Consider the following 17414-nt stretch of genomic DNA (forward strand, 5'->3'; position numbering starts at 1 on the left):
GTGTCCTCCGGTTCGAACGATACGGGTTGGTCTTTGTAGAGGTTAACCCCGGTCGGGGCGGGGGCCGGTGATTGCCGACCCGATCCGAAGGTGTGTCGCGCCTGCGGCGATGGCCTCGGCGAAGTCCCCGGTCATCCCCGCGGAGATCCACGTGGCGTCGGGAGCGACCCCGCGCACCTCCTCGGCGACGCGGTGCAGACGCGCGAAAGCGGATGCCGGTTCCTCGTCGAGAGGGGCGACGGCCATGACCCCGCGCAGTCGGAGCGACGGGAGCGCGAGGACGTGCTCGGCGAGAGCTGCGGCCTCGGCGGGCTGGACGCCACCCCGCCCGGCGTCGGGCGTGAGATTGATCTGGACGAGCACGTCGAGGACGCTGTCGTCCTCGACGGCACGATGCAGCGCGTCGGCAAGGCGCACCCGATCCACGGAGTGGACGATGTCAGCGCTGCGACGGATCGCCGCCGCCTTGTTCGTCTGCGCCTGACCGATGAAATGCCAGGTGAGGTCCAGCGCCTCGAGCTCGTCGCGCTTCACGGACAGCTCCTGCTGCCGGTTCTCCCCGACCTCCCGCACCCCGAGAGAAGCGAGCTCGCGCACGAGCTCTGCGGGATGGAACTTCGTCACGACGATGCGGCTGATCTCGGTCGCATCTCGCCCGGCCCGGCGCGCGGCGTCGGCGATCTGCTCGTCGATCGCCGACAGCCGCGCTCCCAGGTCGGTCACTTCAGGAATTCGGGGATGTCGATGTCGTCGTCGGCGAACGCCGGCTCGATGCTGGTCGTGTGCGTGCGCTGAGGAGCCGCGGAGGGCTCGGTCTCGGTGGTCTCGTCCTCCGCCACGGCATCCTTCTCGTCCGAGAGCGCGACCTCCGGCAGCGTCGCGGTCGCCGGACGCGACACGACCATCGGGTCGAGGCGCAGGGACGGTTCGCCGCCGTCGAAGCCGGCGGCGATGACCGTCACACGCACCTCGTCGCCGAGGGTGTCGTCGATGACGGTACCGAAGATGATGTTCGCCTCGGGGTGCGCCGCTTCCTTGACGAGATCCGCGGCATCGTGGATCTCGAAGATGCCCAGGTTGGAGCCACCCTGGATCGACAGCAGCACACCGTGGGCGCCCTCGATGGATGCCTCCAGCAGCGGCGACTCGACGGCGAGCTCGGCAGCCTTGATCGCGCGATCGGCGCCTCGAGCAGAGCCGATGCCCATGAGCGCGGAGCCCGCGCCCTGCATGACGGACTTCACGTCGGCGAAGTCGAGGTTGATCAGACCCGGCGTGGTGATGAGGTCGGTGATGCCCTGCACACCGGCGAGGAGCACCTGATCGGCCGTCGCGAACGCCTCGATCATCGAGATCCCGCGGTCGCTGATCTCGAGGAGACGGTCGTTCGGCACCACGATGAGGGTGTCGACCTCTTCCTTGAGCTTCGCGACACCGGCCTCGGCCTGGCTCTGGCGGCGGCGGCCCTCGAAAGAGAACGGCTTGGTGACGACACCGATGGTGAGAGCGCCGATCGACTTGGCGATGCGTGCGACGACAGGGGCGCCACCCGTTCCGGTACCGCCTCCCTCGCCCGCGGTGACGAAGACCATGTCGGCACCGGTGAGGGCCTGCTCGATCTCCTCCGCGTGATCCTCGGCGGCACGACGACCGACCTCCGGGTCGGCTCCGGCGCCGAGCCCGCGGGTGAGCTCGCGTCCGACGTCGAGCTTGACGTCGGCGTCGCTCATGAGCAGCGCCTGCGCGTCGGTGTTCACCGCGATGAACTCGACTCCGCGGAGACCGAGGTCGATCATGCGGTTGACGGCGTTGACGCCGCCACCGCCGACGCCGACGACCTTGATCACGGCGAGGTAGTTCTGGTTCTGGCTCATGGCCGGCCTCCGAGTTTTTCGAGCCTGGATCGGGCCAAACCTTAAACCTCAAGTAGAGGTGTAAAGTATTTCCCGGTATTGCGTTCTCTTGATCGAAGGTATGCGCCGCATCGGCATGCGCGCGCAACGGGATGGGCGTGTCGCGCGTTTCCTCGCGAAAGTCGTCAGCCGACGACGGCGGCGTTCGGGGACGAGACGTCGATCGTCCCGGCGCCGGGGTTCGCGGCGAGGGCCCTCGCGAGCACGATGCCCTTCGTCGCCGACTCGTCTTCGCTCCCCCACACCACCGTCAGACCGCTGCTCAGCGTCAACGTCACGTCATCGGCGGTGGTCGCACGCACACCCGTCAACTGCGCGCGGACGTCCGCCGGGAGCGAGCGCACGACGAGGCCGGCACTCTCGAAAGCGCTCGAGTCGGTACCGCCTGCGATGTCGAGGAGGGGCTGCCCTGCCGGCTGGTCCGTCGTGGTCGCGAGTGCCACGCCCGCCGCGTCGACGAGCGTGTACCCGGCATCGGAGCGGAGCACGCCCACCGGGGTGCGCTCGACGATGCGCACCGTCAGGTCGTGCGGCGGGCGAGCCTCGAGCGCGTATGTCTCGATGAGCGGGAAGCCGATGAGCGCCGCTTTGATCTCACTGCTGTCGACGAGCGCGAGCGGCGTGCCGATCTGATCGCCGAGCGCCGCCTCGATGGCGGCGGGGTCCAGGGTGGTGGCACCGACGATCGTGATCTTCTCGACGGCGAAGAGCGGGCTGTAAGCGGCGGCGACACTGCCCCCCACCAGCAGGAGGAGGGCGCCGACGATGCTCCAGCCGACGATGCGTCGCCGACGGGAGCGCTGGGTGAAGCGGCGGATCTCCGCCCGCAGCGCCTTGCGACGAGCGCGGGCCGCGCGCCAGACGTCGCGCGTGGACGTCGGCGCATCGCCCGACGCGTCGGTGGGCGCATCGATCAGCGCATCCGCTCCCGCTTCGATACCGGGGTCGGCGCTCTCCGGCGTCGTCTCCGCACCCACCGGTTCGACCTCGCGCGGCGCGCGGGGCCGTGACCGGGACGTCGACGGACCCGCGCCCGGTTCCTTCGGCCGATCGGTCGGAAGCGGAGCTGGACGTCGCACCTGTTACGCCCCGTCGGTCCGGCTCAGCGCCTCCAGCACCTGCGGGATCATCTGGTAGACGTTCCCGCAGCCAAGGGTCACCACGACGTCGCCGTCGCGCGCGACCGTCGCGGTGTAATCCGAGGCCTGCTGCCAATCGGCGACGAAGTGCACGTGCGAGGGATCACGGAACGCGCCGCTCACGAGTTCGCCCGAGACTCCGGGAACCGGGTCCTCCCGCGCGCCGTAGACGTCGAGCATCACCGTGTGGTCGGCGTACGTCTCCAGGACGTCGGCGAACTCCTGGTACATGTGCTGGGTGCGCGAGTACGTGTGGGGCTGCTGGATCGCGATCAGGCGGCCGGATCCGGCAATGCCGCGCATCGCCTCGAGCGCCGCTCGGACCTCCGTCGGGTGATGCGCGTAGTCGTCGTAGACGCTCACGCCCCGGGCGATGCCGTGCAGCTCGAGGCGCCGAACGGTACCGGCGAAACCCTCCACCGCACGCACGGCGTCCGCGAGCGGGTAGCCGAGCGCGCCGAGCACGGCGACCGCGCCGGCCGCGTTGATCGCGTTGTGCACGCCGGGGACGGCGAGCTGCATGCGCACGCTCTCACCATCGCGCGTCAGCGTGGCGGCGACCCCGCCGGCGGTCTCGATCTCGGTCACACGCAGGTCGGCGTCCTCGGCCTGGCCGAAGGTGATCACCCGGGGGTGCGAGAGGTCCGCACCGACGCGGAGCGCTCCCGCGTCGTCGCTGGAGATCACGACCGCCTCGGACGCGCCGTCCGCGAACCGGACGAACGCCTCGTGGAACGCCTCCTCCGAGCCGAAGTGGTCGAGGTGGTCGGGGTCGACGTTCGTGATGAGCGCGACCGCCGTGTCATAGAGCAGGAACGTGCCGTCGGACTCGTCTGCCTCGATCACGAAGAGGTCTCCCGACCCGGTGGCGCTCGACGCGCCGAGCTGCTCGATCACTCCGCCGTTGACGAAGTGCGGGTCCGCGCCGAGATCGCGCAGCGCCGTGACGATCATCCCGGTGGAGCTCGTCTTGCCGTGGGCCCCCGCGACCGAGACCAGTCGACGGTCGCCGATCAGCCAGTGCAACGCCTGGGATCGATGGATCACGTGGAGTCCTCGCTCCTTCGCGGTGACGAACTCCGGGTTCTCGGGCCAGATCGCTCCGGTGTGCACGACGGTGTCGGCATCTCCGAGGTGGGCCGCGTCGTGCCCGATGTGCACCGTCGCACCGGCCGCCGCCAAGGCCCGCAGGTTGTCGCTGTCGGCCCGGTCGGATCCCGAGACGCGGATACCCGCATCGAGGAACATCCGAGCGAGGCCGCTCATCCCCGAACCGCCGATGCCGATGAAGTGCGCGGCGGTGATCGAGTCGGGAATCGGCAGGGAGAGGTCAGGTCTGATCATGTCGTTCTCAGTCTACTTCCGGGCGCTCAGCGAGCGATCGACCAGTTCGATGACGTTCTCGGTACCGCTGCGGGTTCCCGCCTTCTCGGCGGCATCGGCCATCTGCGCCAGGCGCGCGCGATCCGTCAGCAGGGGCACGACCTCCCGGCGCACGGCGTCACCGTCGAAGGTCCCATCGTCGAGCAGCCGGGCGGCCCCCGCGGCGACGGCGGACGCCGCGTTCAACCGCTGCTCGCCGTTGCCGACGGAGTACGGGACGTACAGTGCCGGGATCCCCAGCGCACTGATCTCGCTGACCGTCGCGGCTCCCGAGCGCGAGACGATGAGATCGGCGACGGCGAAGGCGAGGTCCATGCGATCGACGTAGCGCCGCATCGCGTAGCCGGGAACCCCCGGATCGGCGAGGTCGCTGCGCTCGCCCGTGACGTGGAGCAGCTGCCACCCGGCCGCGAGCACGTCACCCCACGAGTCCGCGAACGCCTCGTTGAGACGCTGGGCTCCGAGCGAGCCGCCGAACACGAGCAGCACGGGCGCATCGGAATCGAGGTCGAAGTGCCGCGCCGCCTCGGCACGGGTCGCCGCACGATCCAGTTCGATGATCTCGCGACGCAGCGGCATGCCGACGACCTCGCTCCGGCGAAGCGGTGTTCCCGTGAAAGCGACGCCGACCGCGGCCGCCCCGCGCGCTCCGAGCACGTTCGCGAGGCCCGGCTTGGCGTTCGCCTCGTGAACCACGAACGGGATGCCCTCGCGGCGCGCGGCCACATAGGCCGGCGCTGAGGCGTACCCGCCGAAGCCGACGACCACGTCGACGGCGTGCGTGCGGATGTGCTGGCGCACCTGCGCGATCGCGCGGCGGAAGCGCTGCGGGAACCCCAGCGCCTGGCGGTTCGGGCGGCGCGGGAACGGCACCTTGTCGACGACGAGCAGCTCGTAGCCGCGTTCGGGCACCAGACGCGCCTCGAGCCCCTCGGCCGTTCCGAGAACGAGGACGGTGGCGTCGGCGTCACGCGCGACCAGTCCATCGGCGACGGCGAGCAGGGGGTTCACATGGCCGGCGGTACCACCGCCGGCGAGAAGGTACGAGGTCACTCCGAGACCCTACCCCGCCGCGCTGCGCGCACCCCGCGAGCTCGGGTGCGTGACGCGGTCTCCTGCTTCTCGCCGCTCGGGAGCGTGCGGGCGAAGGCGAGGAGCACCCCGCATGCCAGGAGCACGGCGAGGAGAGCGGTGCCACCCTGCGACATGAACGGGAGCGGAACGCCCATCACGGGGAACAGCCCGACGACGACGCCGACGTTGAGGACGGCCTGTCCGGCGATCCAGACCGTGATCCCGCCCGCGGCGACGCGGATGAACGGATCGTCGGTCTTGCGGATGATGTGGAACGCGCCGACGGTGAAGAACGTGAAGAGGGCGAGCACGACGATGCATCCGATCAGGCCGAGCTCCTCCCCGACGATCGCGAAGATGAAGTCGTTGCCGGGAGCGGGGAGCCACCCGTACTTCTCCTGGGAGTTGCCGAGCCCGAGGCCGAAGATGCCGCCGTTGGCCATCCCCCAGATGCCGTGGATCGACTGATAGCAGTCCGTGTTGTAGAGGGCCATGTCATCGCAGTTGGCGGTGATGCGCCGCATGCGGTCGGTGCTCGAGAGCGCGTACGCGAGCACTGCGGCGACGCCCAGGAGCACCGGGATGATGAACAGTCGCAGCTTGACCCCGGAGAAGAACAGGCACCCCAGGAGGATGAGGACCAGCACCATCGCGGTGCCGAGGTCCTTACCCGCGAGCACTGTGCCGATCGCGAGCGCGCCGACCGGCACCACCGGGATGAAGACGTGGTGCCAGGTTCCGAGCATCGCGTGCTTGCGCAGCAGCACGTACGCGATCCAGAGCGACAGCGCGAGCTTGAGGAACTCGGAGGGCTGCATCTGGAAGCCGGCGACCTGGATCCAGTTGCGGTTTCCGCCGTCGGCGACGCCGAGCGGGGTGAAGACCAAGAGCTGGAGCGCGACCGCTCCAAACAGAGCCGGCCAGGCCAGCTTCTTGAGGAAGCGCACCGGCAATCGACTGATCAGGAACATGAGCGGGATGCCGAGGATCGCGAAGATCCCCTGGCGCAGTGCGCCGCTCATCGGGTTGGAGCCGTTCGCGACGGCGGTCGCGCTCGTCGCCGAGAGCACCATGACGAGCCCGAAGAGGGTGAGGAGCAGCGCGGTCGAGGCGATCAGCAGGAACTCGGTCGACACCGGCGTGAACCGGCGCCCGAGCGAGACCCGAGCGGCGAGACCGCCGGACTCAGAACGCGGAGGGCGAGCCACCTGCGTCATCGGCACTCCCCCGGTCGATCCACGTGCGCACCGCCTCGGCGAAGCGATGGCCACGATCCGCGTAACTGGTGAACTGGTCGAAGGATGCCGCCGCCGGGGCCAGCAGAACCGTGCCCTCGTCGTCGACGATCCCCGCCGCGATCTCCACGACACGATTCATGACATCTCCAGTGTCGCCAGCATCCACCTCGAACACCGGCACCGTCGGCGCGTGTCGTTCGAATGCCGCGACGACGGAGGCTCGCTCGACTCCGATCACGACCGCGGCGCGTGCCGTCCCGCCGGAGCTCGCGACGAGATCGGCGATGTCGACGCCCTTCAGATCTCCCCCCACGACCCACACCGAACCGGGGTACGCGCGCAGCGAGGATGCCGCGGCGTGCGGGTTCGTCGCCTTCGAGTCGTCGATCCAGGTGATGCCCGCGTGCGTGGCGATGACCTGGATGCGGTGGGCGTCGAGCCGGAACGATTCGAGTGCCGAGTGGATCGCTTCGGGTTCGACGCCGAGCGAGCGCGCGAGCGCGCTGGCGGCGAGGATGTTCTGCACGATGTGCGGAGCCGCGAGGCCGACCCGCTGCAGGTCGGCGACCGTGGTGATCTCGAGTGCGCTGCGGGCCCGGTCGTCGAGGAAGGCGCGGTCGACGAGCAGACCCTCGACGACTCCCAGATCGCTGGGTCCGGGCGTTCCCAGGTCGAACCCGATCGCGCGGGCACCCTCGACGACCTCTGCTTCCTCGACCATGCGCCGGGTGGCCTCATCGGCCTTGTTGTAAACGCACGCGACGCGGGTGTTGCGATAGACCAGGGCCTTCGCGTCGCGGTACGCCTCGGCGCTGCCGTGCCACACGAGGTGGTCATCGGCGAGGTTGAGGCAGACGGAGGCGTGCGGGAAGAGTTCCCCCTCCGGCTGCGAGAGCCCGAGGTACCAGAGCTGATGGCTGGAGAGCTCGACCACGAAGACATCGAATCCGGCGGGGTCACGCACGGCATCGAGCACCGGCACGCCGATGTTGCCGCAGGGCGCGGCGCGCAGCCCCCCCTCGACGAGGAGTGCTGCGGTGAGCTGGGTCGTGGTCGTCTTGCCATTGGTTCCTGTGATGAGCACCCACTCGGCCGGAGTGCCGTCGTCGCGCAGGAGCTTGTCGCGCACTCGCCAGGCGAGTTCGATGTCGCCCCACAGCGCGATCCCGGCTTCCTGCGTCCACCGGATGATCGGATGCGCGGGCGCGAAGCCGGGCGACGCGATCACCACCTCGGGGTCGAAGTCGGTGAGGGCCGCCGGCACCGTCGCGAGCGATCCGATCTCGAGACGTGCACCGATCACGGGGACCAGGCGCTCGTACTCCTCGTCGGCGGACTCGCTGAGCACGAGGACGTCGGCACCGAGCTCGGTGAGGGTGTCGGCGACCGAGAACCCGGTCATCGAGAGTCCGAGGACCGCGACCCTCAGACCCTTCCAGTCGGCGTTCCAGCTGGTGAGGGTGCGCAGGCGCTCGTCAACCGACACGGGTGAGCCATTCGACGTAGAAGAGCCCCACGGCCGAGACCGCCAGGAGACCCGCGATGATCCAGAGTCGGACGACGATGGTCACCTCGGCCCAGCCGCGCATCTCGAGGTGGTGATGGAAGGGACTCATGAGGAACAGACGCTTGCCGCGCGTGAGCTTGAAGTACGCGCGCTGCAGGATCACCGATCCGGAGGAGAGCACGAACACACCCGCGATCACGAAGAGCAGCAGCTCGGTGCGGGTCAGGATCGCGAGGGCGGTGATCACACCACCGATCGCCATGGAACCCACGTCACCCATGAACACCTTGGCCTTGGGCGCGTTCCACCAGAGGAACCCGATGAGGGCACCGGCGAAGGATGCGGCGATGATGGCGAGATTGAACGGGTCGCGCACCTCGTAGCAGCCGGCGAGAGCCCCCATGTCGACGCCTTCGCCGACGCAGGGCTGCTTGTACTGCCAGAACGCCATGAGGCTGTACGCACCGACGACGATAACTCCGGCGCCTGCCGCGAGGCCGTCGAGCCCGTCCGTGAGGTTCACGCTGTTCGAGGTCGCGACCCCGATCACGGCGATCCAGATGAGGTAGAGGGCCCAGCCGACGATCACGCCGAAGGCGAAGAGGTTGAGCCAGGTGATGTCGCGGAACAGCGAGATCGACTCGCTCGCGGGCGTCTGCCCGAACTTGTTGGGGAAGTTCAGCGCCACGATCCCGAAGGGGATGATCACGAGGAGCTGGCCGATCACCTTGCGCCAGCCCGAGAGACCCAGGCTGCGCTGGCTGCGCACCTTCATGTAGTCGTCGATGAAGCCGACCGCTCCGAAGCCGATCATGAGCCAGATCACGAGGAGGGCCGAGAGCGCGGGCACCGCGCCGCCGACGTACACGCCGGTGAAATAACCGACGATGGTGCCGATGATGAAGATGACACCGCCCATCGTCGGTGTGCCGCGTTTCGCCTCGTGGCTCGGGTTCTCGAGCGCTTCCGGGGTGCGGATGACCTGCCCCCAGCCCCACTTGCGGAAGAGCCGCAGGAAGACGGGAGTCAGGAAAAGGGTGAAGGCGAGCGAGATCGCCGCCGCCATGATGAGTGACCTCACGAGAACAATTCTCCCAGACGATCGCCGAGATGCCGGAGGCCCACGGAGTTTGATGACTTGACGAGCACGCGATCGCCGTCGCGCAGCTCGGAACGCAGGTATTCGAAGGCGGCATCCTGATCGGGCAGGTGCACGGCTTCGCTGTCCCACGACCCCTCGCCCACGGCGGAGAGGTAGAGGCGGCGAGCCTCGGGGCCGACGACCACGATGCGGCGGATGTTGAGGCGCACGGCGAGCAGACCGATACGGTCGTGCTCCTCCCCTGCGCTCTCACCGAGCTCGCTCATGGCTCCGAGGACGGCGACGGTGCGCTCGTCGGGACCGGTGATCTGCGCGAGGGTGCGCAGGGCGGCCGCCATCGAGTCGGGGCTCGCGTTGTAGGCGTCGTTGATGATGCGCACGCGCTCGTTGCCGAGGGGCTGCATGCGCCAGCGCTCCGCGATCTCGACGGTCTCGAGGCGAGCGACGGCGTCCTCTGCGGACACGCCGAGGACTCCTGCGGCGGCGATCGCAGCGAGGGCGTTGGTGATGTGGTGCGCGCCGAGCACCCGGAGATCGAGAGGGATGCTCCGTCCCGCGCTCTCGATGACGCACCGGGTTCCCGAGGCGGACACCTCGATGCCCTGCGCACGCACCTCGGCCACCGGGCTCTGTCCGAAGCCGACCACGCGCATGCCGCGGGATTCGGCGAGGTCGCGCATCGCCGCGACGCGCGCATCGTCGACGTTGAGGACGGCGGTGCCGGTCGCCCTTGCGGCGGCGACGAGCTCGGACTTGGCCTTCGCCGTCTCCTCGATGCCGCCGAAGCCGCCGGCATGCGCCATCCCGACCATGAGCACGACCGCGACGTCCGGCTCGACGAGTCCTGCCAGATGCGCGATGCTGCCGGGCGCGGCCGCGCCGAACTCACTGACGAGGAAACGCGTGGTCTCGGTCACGCGCAGCATCGTGACGGGGGCGCCCACCTCGTTGTTGAACGATTTGACGGGGGCGACGGTCTCGCCCTCGTCCGACAGGATGCGCGCGAGGAAGTTCTTGGTGGTCGTCTTGCCGTTCGAGCCGGTGATCCCCACGATCTTGAGGTCGCCCTTCTCGCGCACGCGGCGCACGACCTCCCGTGCGAGTGCGCCGAGCGCGACGACGGCATCCGCCACCACGATCTGGCTCACCTCGACGTCGACCGCGTGCTCGACGATAGCGAGCGCGGCCCCCGCATCGACTGCGGCCCCGACGAAGTGATGCCCGTCGGTCTCGGCACCGGGCTTCGCGACGAAGATCGAACGCGGCCCCATGGTGCGGGAATCGGTGTCGACGGTGCCGTCGACGACGGTGCCGGCCGTATCGGTTCCGGCAAGGCGCAGCTCACCGCCGATGGCTTCGGCGATCTCAGCGAGCGACAGGGCGATCATGACATCTCCAGGCGCGGCTCTCGCCGGCTATTCGAACTTGGGCAGCAACTCGTCCATGGGAGTCGAGGACGGCATCACACGATAGGTCTTCATCACCTGCGTCATCGCCTTTTGGAAGGCGGATGCGGTTGCCGCGGACGATACAACCTTAGTCGGCTCGTCGAGGGTGACCACGACGACGTACTGCGGGTCGTCGACCGGGGCGAACCCGACCATGCTGGTGAAGTAGACGCCGGCCTTGTAGCCGCCGTTGCCGTCGGGAACCTGCGCGGTACCGGTCTTGCTCGTCACGCGATAGCCCGGAACCTGGATGCGATCGGCGTTGCCGCCCTGCACCGCCACGTTCTCGAGCATCCGGGTGAGGTCGGATGCGGTCTGCTCGGTGATGATCTGGTCGTGCTGCGGCTCGTCGGCCGCGACGACCGTGCCGTCGGGCTGCGTGCACGACTCCACCAGCGAGAGGTCGATCTTCTCGCCTCCGTTCGCGATCGCCTGGTAGGCGCCCGCCACCTGCGCGGCCGTGACCGTGAAGTACTGACCGAAGGTCGTCGTGTACAGCGACTGGCTGTCCCACTCGCTGACGGGATGCAGGATGCCGGAGACCTCGGTGGGGAACCCGACGGTGTCCTCCCCGACGCCGAATCGCTGCAGGTAGTCGTAGCGCACCTCTGGGCTCACCATGGTTCCGAACTTCGACAGCGCGACGTTGGAGGAGTCGATGAGGCCGCCGGCGAGCGTGTAGTTGTACGCGGGGTGGGTGAAGGCGTCGTTGATCACGGCACCGTTCGGGAAGGTCTCCTTCGATGCGGCGCTGACGGTGCTCAGCGGCGTGACGCCCGCGCCCTCCATCACGGCTGCGGCGGTGATGGCCTTGAACGTCGAGCCGGGCTCGAAGTCGCGGTGGAAGATCTGGCTCCCCCACGACGACGGGCTCGCGCCGTCGAGGTCGTTGGGGTCGAGCGAGGGCCACTCCGCTGCGGCGCGGATCTTGCCCGTCTTGACCTCGACGACCGTGACGGTGCCGCCCTTCGCGCCCTGCGCTTGCGCCTCCTCGGCGATCATCTGCTGCAGGTACCAGTTGAGGTCGCTGTTGATCGTGAGCTGCACGGTGCCGCCGTCGACGGCATCCGTGATCTTCTCGCTGCCGGGGATGACGACGCCGTCCTTGCCCTGGCGGTAGGTCTTCGCGCCGTCGGTCGGCGCGAGGCACGACTGGTCCATCTTCTCGATGCCCGCCTGCGCCTCGCCGCTGCCGTTGAGGAAGCCGACGATGTTTCCCGCCACCGCGCCGTTCGGATACACGCGCGTCTCGCGCGCGGTCTGGTGGAGGTAGGCGAGCTTGAGATCGCGCAGCTCGATGTGCTGCTCGGTGGTGAGGGATTTCTTGAGCTCGACGTACTGGCTCTTGGGATTCACGGCCAGAGCGTCGGCGACGAGCTTTCGCACCTCATCGCCGGTCTGCCCGGTGATCGCGGCGATCTTCTCGGACGCCTCGGCCCACGGCAGCTCGGGATCCTTCTCCTCGAGCTGCGTGATCACGAGCGGGCTGAGCTCGGTGTCGTAGACGAGCACGCTCTCGGCGAGCGGGATGCCTGCGGAGTCGACGATCGTGCCTCGCTGACCGGTGATCGTGTTGCTGCCGCCGATGTAGCTCTGCGAGTCGGCGACGTGCGCGTCGGCGCTGACCACCTGGATGTCGACGAGCCGCACGACGAACGCCGCCAGCACCGAGAGGATCACCGCAAGGGCGACGACAGTGCGTCGCCGCGGTCCGCGTGTGGCGCGTGTCGTCATGGGATCTCTCCGTCAGTTCGTGGTCAGTGCGTCGTGGGGCTGGGGAGGCCGTCGGTGATGGCCGGCGGGAGATCCTGGCCCGAGGTGGGGGCGGCCGCATCTCCATCCGCAGCCGCCTCCTCCGCGGCGGGCGGCGGTGTGATCAGTGCGTTGCTCACGGCACCTGCCCCGTTCGGATCGACGGTCGAGGTCCAGTCGGCCCCGGCTCCGGTGCCGAACACCGCGCCGTCGCTCAGACGGAGGTACGACGGGGAGCCCGCGACGACCATCCCGAGCGCCGCGGCGTCGGTCGCCAGTTCCTGCGGAGAGCTGAGACCGAGGAGCTCCTCCTGGAGGGCGCTCGCCTGGAGGTCGAGTTCCCGCTGCTGCGAGCTGAGCCCGGCGAGCGTGAAGGAGTCCTGCGTGATCGCCAGGGAGAGCGCGATCTGCACACCGCCGATGAGCAGCGCACCGGCGAACGCGACGAGGGCGTAGGCGAGTTTCGGCTTGCGGCGGGTCGCGGGAGCGGTGACGGGCTGGAGCCGGCGCGGGGACGCGGTCTTGGGAGCGACCGGCTGCGCCGGACGACGGACGACGGCGGGCGCGCTCATGCGGTCTCCCGAAGTTTCTCGGCGGCCCGCAGACGCACCGGGATGGCTCTCGGATTGCGGGCGCGTTCCGCCTCGTCGGCGAGTTCAGCGCCCTTGGTGAGCACGCGGAATCGCGGGGCGTGCTCGGGCAGTTCCACGGGAAGCCCCTGCGGAGCCGTCGATGCGGATGCCGCGGCGAACGCCTGCTTGACCAGACGATCCTCGAGCGACTGGTACGACATGACGACGATGCGCCCACCGACGCCGAGTGCGTCCATGGCCGGCGGGATGGCGTCCGCGAGCACCGTCAGCTCGGCGTTGACCTCGATGCGCAGCGCCTGGAAGACCCGCTTGGCGGGGTGACCGGCTCGCTGGGCGGCCGCCGGCGTCGCCGCCTGCAGGATGTCGACGAGTTCGGCCGAACGCGTGATCGGCTTCTTCTGCCGTGCGTCGATGATGAACCGGGCATAGCGGCCGGCGAGCTTCTCCTCGCCGTAGCGCTCGAAGATGCGGCGGAGGTTGCCCTCGCTGTAGGTCGCGATGACGTCGGCGGCCGTAACGCCCTTGGTCTGGTCCATCCGCATGTCGAGCGGCGCGTCCTTGGAGTACGCGAAGCCGCGGTCGGCCTCGTCGAGCTGCAACGACGACACTCCCAGGTCGAACAGGATGCCCGAGGCGCCCTGCGCGTGCAGACCGATCTCGTCGTAGACCGTGTGGACGAGGGAGATGCGGTCGGCGAAGCGCTCGAGCCGCTGGCCGGCGATACGCAGCGCGTCGGTGTCGCGATCCAGGCCGATGAGACGGATGTTGTCGAAGCGCTCGAGGAACGCCTCGGCGTGCCCTCCCATTCCCAGCGTGGCGTCGACGAGCACGGCTCCGTCGGCCTGGAGGGCGGGAGCCAGCAGCTCGACGCAGCGCTCGAGCAGGACAGGGGTGTGGATGTCTCGGAGGTTCATGATCTCTCTCGGGTGACCTTCGGCTCTGATCCCCCTCCGCTGCGCGACCCGGCACCGGGGAAGTGTGTCGGGGCGGGAGCGGCGGGGCATCACAGCCGTGGTCAGAACAGGCCCGGAATCACCTCCTGCTCCAGATCGGCGTAGGTCTCCTCGCCGGCGGCGAGGTAGGCGTTCCAGCTCTCGGCATCCCAGATCTCGGCGTGTGCGCCGACTCCGGTGACGATGAGCTCCTTCTGCAGGCCCGCGTACTGACGCAGGTGGGGCGGGATGGTGATGCGGTTCTGGCTGTCGGGCATCTCCGCACTGGCACCGGAGAGGAACAGGCGCATGAAGTCACGCGCCTGCTTGTTCGCGAGTGGCGCCTGGCGGATCCGCTCGTGCATCGCCTCGAACTCGGCCGTGCTGAAGACGTAGAGGCAGCGCTCCTGACCACGGGTTACGACGATGCCGCCACCCAGATCTTCGCGGAACTTCGCGGGAAGGATGACCCTTCCCTTGTCGTCCAGCTTCGGAGAATGCGTCCCCAACAACATCAGCCATCACCCCCTCTCCGTCCGGCCAACTCGAGGTGCGCCCCACTTTACTCCACTTCCCTCCACATTCCTACGATTATTCCGAGTATTGTCCCACCGAAAACGGCACGGAGGTCCGAAGTTCCGCATGATTCTGCGGTGGAGGAGGGTGGAGCGCTAGTGGAGGGCCGGTGGAGGGAAGAGGGAACACCGAGAAACGCGCAGAGCACGAAAAAGGCCCGGATGCTCAGAGCATCCGGGCCTTCAGAAGTGAGTGGGGTCAGTTCCCCTCGTGGCGGCGATCCCATCGATCGTTCATGCGGTCCATGAAGGACGCGGAGTCCTGCCGCTTGGCGGCCGGCTTCTCGGAGGGAGTCGCGGCGGGTGCGGAGCGGCGCACGGGGGTGACGGCCAGCATGACACCGGCGAGCATGGCGGCGAACCCGACCACGCCGATGACGATTCCCCAGACGTCGCCCACGATCACGCCGGCGACCAGACCGCCGACGCCCGCGAGCACCAGGAGAGCCCCGTAGACGAGGTTCCGATAGCTCAGTGCGCGATCGCCCGAAGGCGCGCTCACGACGTCGGCGTCGTTGTGGAGGAGATGGCGTTCCATCTCGTCGAGCAGACGCTGCTCCTGTTCGGAGAGTGGCATTTCGTCCCCCTCGGGTATCGTGCGTTCCATTCTACGCGCGCCCGACGCTCGGAGGCTAGCCGTTCGCCCCCTCATTGCTTTACGTATGCTGGGAGTCGTGTCCTCCCCCGCCCCGATCGTCGAAGCCGTCGCCTCCCGCCTGGAGCAGTTCGTCGAGAGGATGCGTACTGAGTCGACCGAGTACGGCCCCGATGCCGTCGCTCTCATCGATGCCGCGGCCGACACGCTCGTGGGTGGCAAGCGGTTGCGCGCCCGGTTCTGCCACGCGGGATGGCAGGCGGTCGCGCGTGCGGCCGATCGTCACGCGACGGAAGGCGAAGCCCTCTGGAACACGTGCGCGGCGCTCGAGATCTTCCAGTCGGCAGCGCTCGTGCACGACGACATCATCGACAACTCCGACACGCGTCGGGGCCGACCGGCCGCGCATCGCGCCCTGGAGAGCGCGCATCGCTCGGCCGGGTGGAGCGGAGACGCCGAGGCGTTCGGGCGCGCGAGCGCGGTGCTACTCGGCGATCTGCTCGTGGCGTGGAGCGACGACCTCGTCGAGTCCGCCATCACCGATCACGCTCACGCCGCAGACGTGCGGCGCGAGTACGCCCGCATGCGCAGGGACGTGACGGTCGGGCAGTATCTCGACATCGCCGAGGAATCCGCGTGGAGGGTGAACGACGATGCGGAGCACGCGCACCGCGCACTCCGCGTGGCCTCGCTGAAATCGGCCAGGTACAGCATCGAGCAGCCGCTCGTCCTGGGCGCATCGCTCGCCGGAGCGGATGCATCACAGCTGACGGCCCTGCGGAGCTTCGGCCACCCCGTCGGCATGGCCTTCCAGTTGCGCGACGACGTGCTCGGCGTCTTCGGCGACGAATCGGTCACCGGCAAGCCCGCGGGAGACGATCTGCGTGAGGGCAAGCGCACCGTGCTGATCGCCCTCACCCGCGAAGCCCTCGACCGCCCCGCCCGCGGGGTCGTCGACGAGATGCTCGGCGACCCGGAGCTCGTGCCTCGGCAGGTCGAGTACCTCCAGGCGACCATCCGAGACACCGGCGCGCTCGATCGTGTCGAATCCATGATCGCGGACTACGCCCGCGAGGCCGACCGCGCTCTGGTCGGGGCGCGCCTCGACAACGCCGCCGTCAGCGGCCTCCGCGATCTCGCTCGGGCAGCCACCGTTCGTACCGCCTGAGCGGTTGCGCAGAGCCCTCAGGCGAGGGTGCGGGCGATTCGGCGGACCTCGCTCTTGTGGCCGGCGAGCAGCGCCGCGATCGGCGAGCGCCCCATCGATTCCTCCTCGGCGAGGAGCCAGTCGATCAGCTCGTCATCGGTGAACCCGGCATCCTGCAGCACGATGATCGTTCCACGCAGTGAACTGAGCGGACGCCCGTCGACGATGAAGAGCGACGGAACGGCGAACACGCCCGTGCGACGCGAACCGACCAGGTGGTGTTCGTCGATGAGGCGACGCACCTTGCCGAGCGGCTCGTCGAGCACCTCGACGAGATCGGGCAGCGTCAGCCACTCCAGGGCGGGGGTTCCATCAACGTTCTCAGACACCCAGCAACTATCTCATCTCGAAGCCGCACGTGCATTCCGAGATGCCCTCTTTCACAGACGTCACTTCTTTCACTCCTGTTGACTTCCGTTTACTTCCGTGTCAGCGTGGCAGGGTTCGAAAAGGGGGCCCCTCGTGACACCGAACACCTCTTCCCGTCGCCAGCGGTACGCGACGCTCGGCCTACCGGCCGCCGTCCTGGGCGCACTCGCCGGCGTGCTGGTCGCCGCCCCCGCCGGAGCCGATGTGGCCGCCGACTCTTCGTCCACCGCTCGCCTCAACGGTGTTCCGCACCGCATCGCACCGGCGGAAGCCCCGCCGACCGACTACGTCGTCGCCCCCGGCGATACGATCTTCGCCATCGCTCAGAGCTTCGGCCTGCGCACGGCGGACGTGCTCGCGTGGAACGGGCTCGACGCGAGCTCCGTGATCCTCCCCGGACAGAAGTTGCGGCTCGATGCCCCCCAGGCACCTGCGAGCACACCCGCGCCCACTGCTCCTCCCGCATCCGCTCCCGCGACGTACACGGTCGCCGCCGGAGACACCCTCTTCGCCATCGCCCAGCGCCACGGCATCCCGCTCGACGCCCTCCTCTCCGCGAACGGGCTCGACAGATCCTCGATCATCTA

At 68.8% G+C, this 17414-nt stretch carries 17 protein-coding genes; 2 read left to right on the forward strand and 15 right to left on the reverse strand.

Going from position 1 to position 17414, the window contains the following annotated elements:
* Positions 1-42 precede the first annotated feature (42 nt).
* From KV396_RS16690 to KV396_RS16755, 14 genes are all read right to left on the reverse strand, one after another.
* On the reverse strand, positions 43-723 hold the full coding sequence (locus KV396_RS16690) for a YggS family pyridoxal phosphate-dependent enzyme (RefSeq protein ID WP_247956409.1): 681 nt from the start codon (positions 721-723) through the stop codon (positions 43-45).
* Positions 720-1874, reverse strand: coding sequence for a cell division protein FtsZ (ftsZ, locus tag KV396_RS16695; protein ID WP_247622089.1), 1155 nt, complete (start codon positions 1872-1874; stop codon positions 720-722). The genes KV396_RS16690 and ftsZ overlap by 4 nt, the downstream gene beginning before the upstream one ends.
* A 164-nt stretch (positions 1875-2038) precedes the next feature.
* A complete protein-coding gene (locus tag KV396_RS16700) occupies positions 2039-2890 on the reverse strand; it encodes an FtsQ-type POTRA domain-containing protein (RefSeq protein WP_323131831.1) in 852 nt (283 codons plus the stop codon).
* A gap of 105 nt (positions 2891-2995) precedes the next feature.
* Positions 2996-4396: a UDP-N-acetylmuramate--L-alanine ligase gene (gene murC, locus KV396_RS16705; RefSeq protein WP_247956410.1), complete on the reverse strand. Its 1401-nt coding sequence runs from the start codon at positions 4394-4396 to the stop codon at positions 2996-2998.
* 12 nt (positions 4397-4408) lie between these two features.
* Positions 4409-5488, reverse strand: coding sequence for a UDP-N-acetylglucosamine--N-acetylmuramyl-(pentapeptide) pyrophosphoryl-undecaprenol N-acetylglucosamine transferase (locus KV396_RS16710; RefSeq protein WP_247956411.1), 1080 nt, complete (start codon positions 5486-5488; stop codon positions 4409-4411).
* Positions 5485-6726: a putative lipid II flippase FtsW gene (gene ftsW / locus KV396_RS16715; RefSeq protein ID WP_247956412.1), complete on the reverse strand. Its 1242-nt coding sequence runs from the start codon at positions 6724-6726 to the stop codon at positions 5485-5487. The genes KV396_RS16710 and ftsW overlap by 4 nt, the downstream gene beginning before the upstream one ends.
* Complete coding sequence (gene murD / locus KV396_RS16720) at positions 6695-8233, reverse strand: UDP-N-acetylmuramoyl-L-alanine--D-glutamate ligase (RefSeq protein WP_247956413.1); 1539 nt, start codon at positions 8231-8233, stop codon at positions 6695-6697. Before murD ends, ftsW begins: the two co-directional genes overlap by 32 nt.
* A complete protein-coding gene (gene mraY / locus KV396_RS16725; protein ID WP_247956414.1) occupies positions 8223-9335 on the reverse strand; it encodes a phospho-N-acetylmuramoyl-pentapeptide-transferase in 1113 nt (370 codons plus the stop codon). Before mraY ends, murD begins: the two co-directional genes overlap by 11 nt.
* Positions 9332-10744, reverse strand: coding sequence for a UDP-N-acetylmuramoyl-tripeptide--D-alanyl-D-alanine ligase (locus KV396_RS16730; protein ID WP_247956415.1), 1413 nt, complete (start codon positions 10742-10744; stop codon positions 9332-9334). The genes mraY and KV396_RS16730 overlap by 4 nt, the downstream gene beginning before the upstream one ends.
* Positions 10745-10771: 27 nt before the next feature.
* Positions 10772-12538, reverse strand: a complete 1767-nt coding sequence (locus KV396_RS16735; protein WP_247956416.1) for a peptidoglycan D,D-transpeptidase FtsI family protein — start codon at positions 12536-12538, stop codon at positions 10772-10774.
* 23 nt (positions 12539-12561) lie between these two features.
* Positions 12562-13128 carry a hypothetical protein gene (locus tag KV396_RS16740; protein ID WP_247956417.1) on the reverse strand — a complete coding sequence of 189 codons (567 nt, stop codon included), beginning with the start codon at positions 13126-13128 and terminating at the stop codon, positions 12562-12564.
* Positions 13125-14063 carry a 16S rRNA (cytosine(1402)-N(4))-methyltransferase RsmH gene (gene rsmH, locus KV396_RS16745; protein WP_247622080.1) on the reverse strand — a complete coding sequence of 313 codons (939 nt, stop codon included), beginning with the start codon at positions 14061-14063 and terminating at the stop codon, positions 13125-13127. Before rsmH ends, KV396_RS16740 begins: the two co-directional genes overlap by 4 nt.
* A gap of 101 nt (positions 14064-14164) precedes the next feature.
* The gene (gene mraZ, locus KV396_RS16750) at positions 14165-14596 is read right to left on the reverse strand and encodes a division/cell wall cluster transcriptional repressor MraZ (RefSeq protein WP_247622079.1); all 432 of its coding nucleotides are present in this window, start codon (positions 14594-14596) and stop codon (positions 14165-14167) included.
* Between the two features lie 259 nt (positions 14597-14855).
* Complete coding sequence (locus KV396_RS16755; RefSeq protein ID WP_247631943.1) at positions 14856-15233, reverse strand: DUF3040 domain-containing protein; 378 nt, start codon at positions 15231-15233, stop codon at positions 14856-14858.
* Positions 15234-15318: 85 nt separating this feature from the next.
* Here KV396_RS16755 and KV396_RS16760 point away from each other — a divergent pair, with 85 nt between their 5' ends.
* A complete protein-coding gene (locus tag KV396_RS16760; RefSeq protein ID WP_407665550.1) occupies positions 15319-16419 on the forward strand; it encodes a polyprenyl synthetase family protein in 1101 nt (366 codons plus the stop codon).
* Between the two features lie 17 nt (positions 16420-16436).
* On the opposite strand, the gene KV396_RS16765 is transcribed toward KV396_RS16760, so the two are convergent.
* A complete protein-coding gene (locus KV396_RS16765; RefSeq protein WP_247622076.1) occupies positions 16437-16787 on the reverse strand; it encodes an Rv2175c family DNA-binding protein in 351 nt (116 codons plus the stop codon).
* Positions 16788-16920: 133 nt separating this feature from the next.
* On the opposite strand from KV396_RS16765, the gene KV396_RS16770 reads away from it, so the two are divergent.
* Positions 16921-17414, forward strand: a 494-nt coding sequence (locus KV396_RS16770; RefSeq protein WP_247956419.1) for a LysM peptidoglycan-binding domain-containing protein, incomplete at its 3' end; no start/stop codon positions are given.

It is taken from the genome of Microbacterium galbinum (assembly GCF_023101185.1).
GTDB lineage: Bacteria > Actinomycetota > Actinomycetes > Actinomycetales > Microbacteriaceae > Microbacterium > Microbacterium galbinum.

Excerpts from the sequence above, each read along its gene's own strand:
- rsmH (WP_247622080.1), bottom strand. The coding sequence starts at position 14,063 with ATGAACCTCCGAGACATCCACACCCCTGTCCTGCTCGAGCGCTGCGTC.
- KV396_RS16760 (WP_407665550.1), top strand. The coding sequence starts at position 15,319 with ATGCTGGGAGTCGTGTCCTCCCCCGCCCCGATCGTCGAAGCCGTCGCC.
- KV396_RS16735 (WP_247956416.1), bottom strand. The coding sequence starts at position 12,538 with ATGACGACACGCGCCACACGCGGACCGCGGCGACGCACTGTCGTCGCC.
- ftsW (WP_247956412.1), bottom strand. The coding sequence starts at position 6,726 with ATGACGCAGGTGGCTCGCCCTCCGCGTTCTGAGTCCGGCGGTCTCGCC.
- ftsZ (WP_247622089.1), bottom strand. The coding sequence starts at position 1,874 with ATGAGCCAGAACCAGAACTACCTCGCCGTGATCAAGGTCGTCGGCGTC.
- murC (WP_247956410.1), bottom strand. The coding sequence starts at position 4,396 with ATGATCAGACCTGACCTCTCCCTGCCGATTCCCGACTCGATCACCGCC.
- KV396_RS16740 (WP_247956417.1), bottom strand. The coding sequence starts at position 13,128 with ATGAGCGCGCCCGCCGTCGTCCGTCGTCCGGCGCAGCCGGTCGCTCCC.
- KV396_RS16730 (WP_247956415.1), bottom strand. The coding sequence starts at position 10,744 with ATGATCGCCCTGTCGCTCGCTGAGATCGCCGAAGCCATCGGCGGTGAG.
- mraZ (WP_247622079.1), bottom strand. The coding sequence starts at position 14,596 with ATGTTGTTGGGGACGCATTCTCCGAAGCTGGACGACAAGGGAAGGGTC.
- KV396_RS16755 (WP_247631943.1), bottom strand. The coding sequence starts at position 15,233 with ATGCCACTCTCCGAACAGGAGCAGCGTCTGCTCGACGAGATGGAACGC.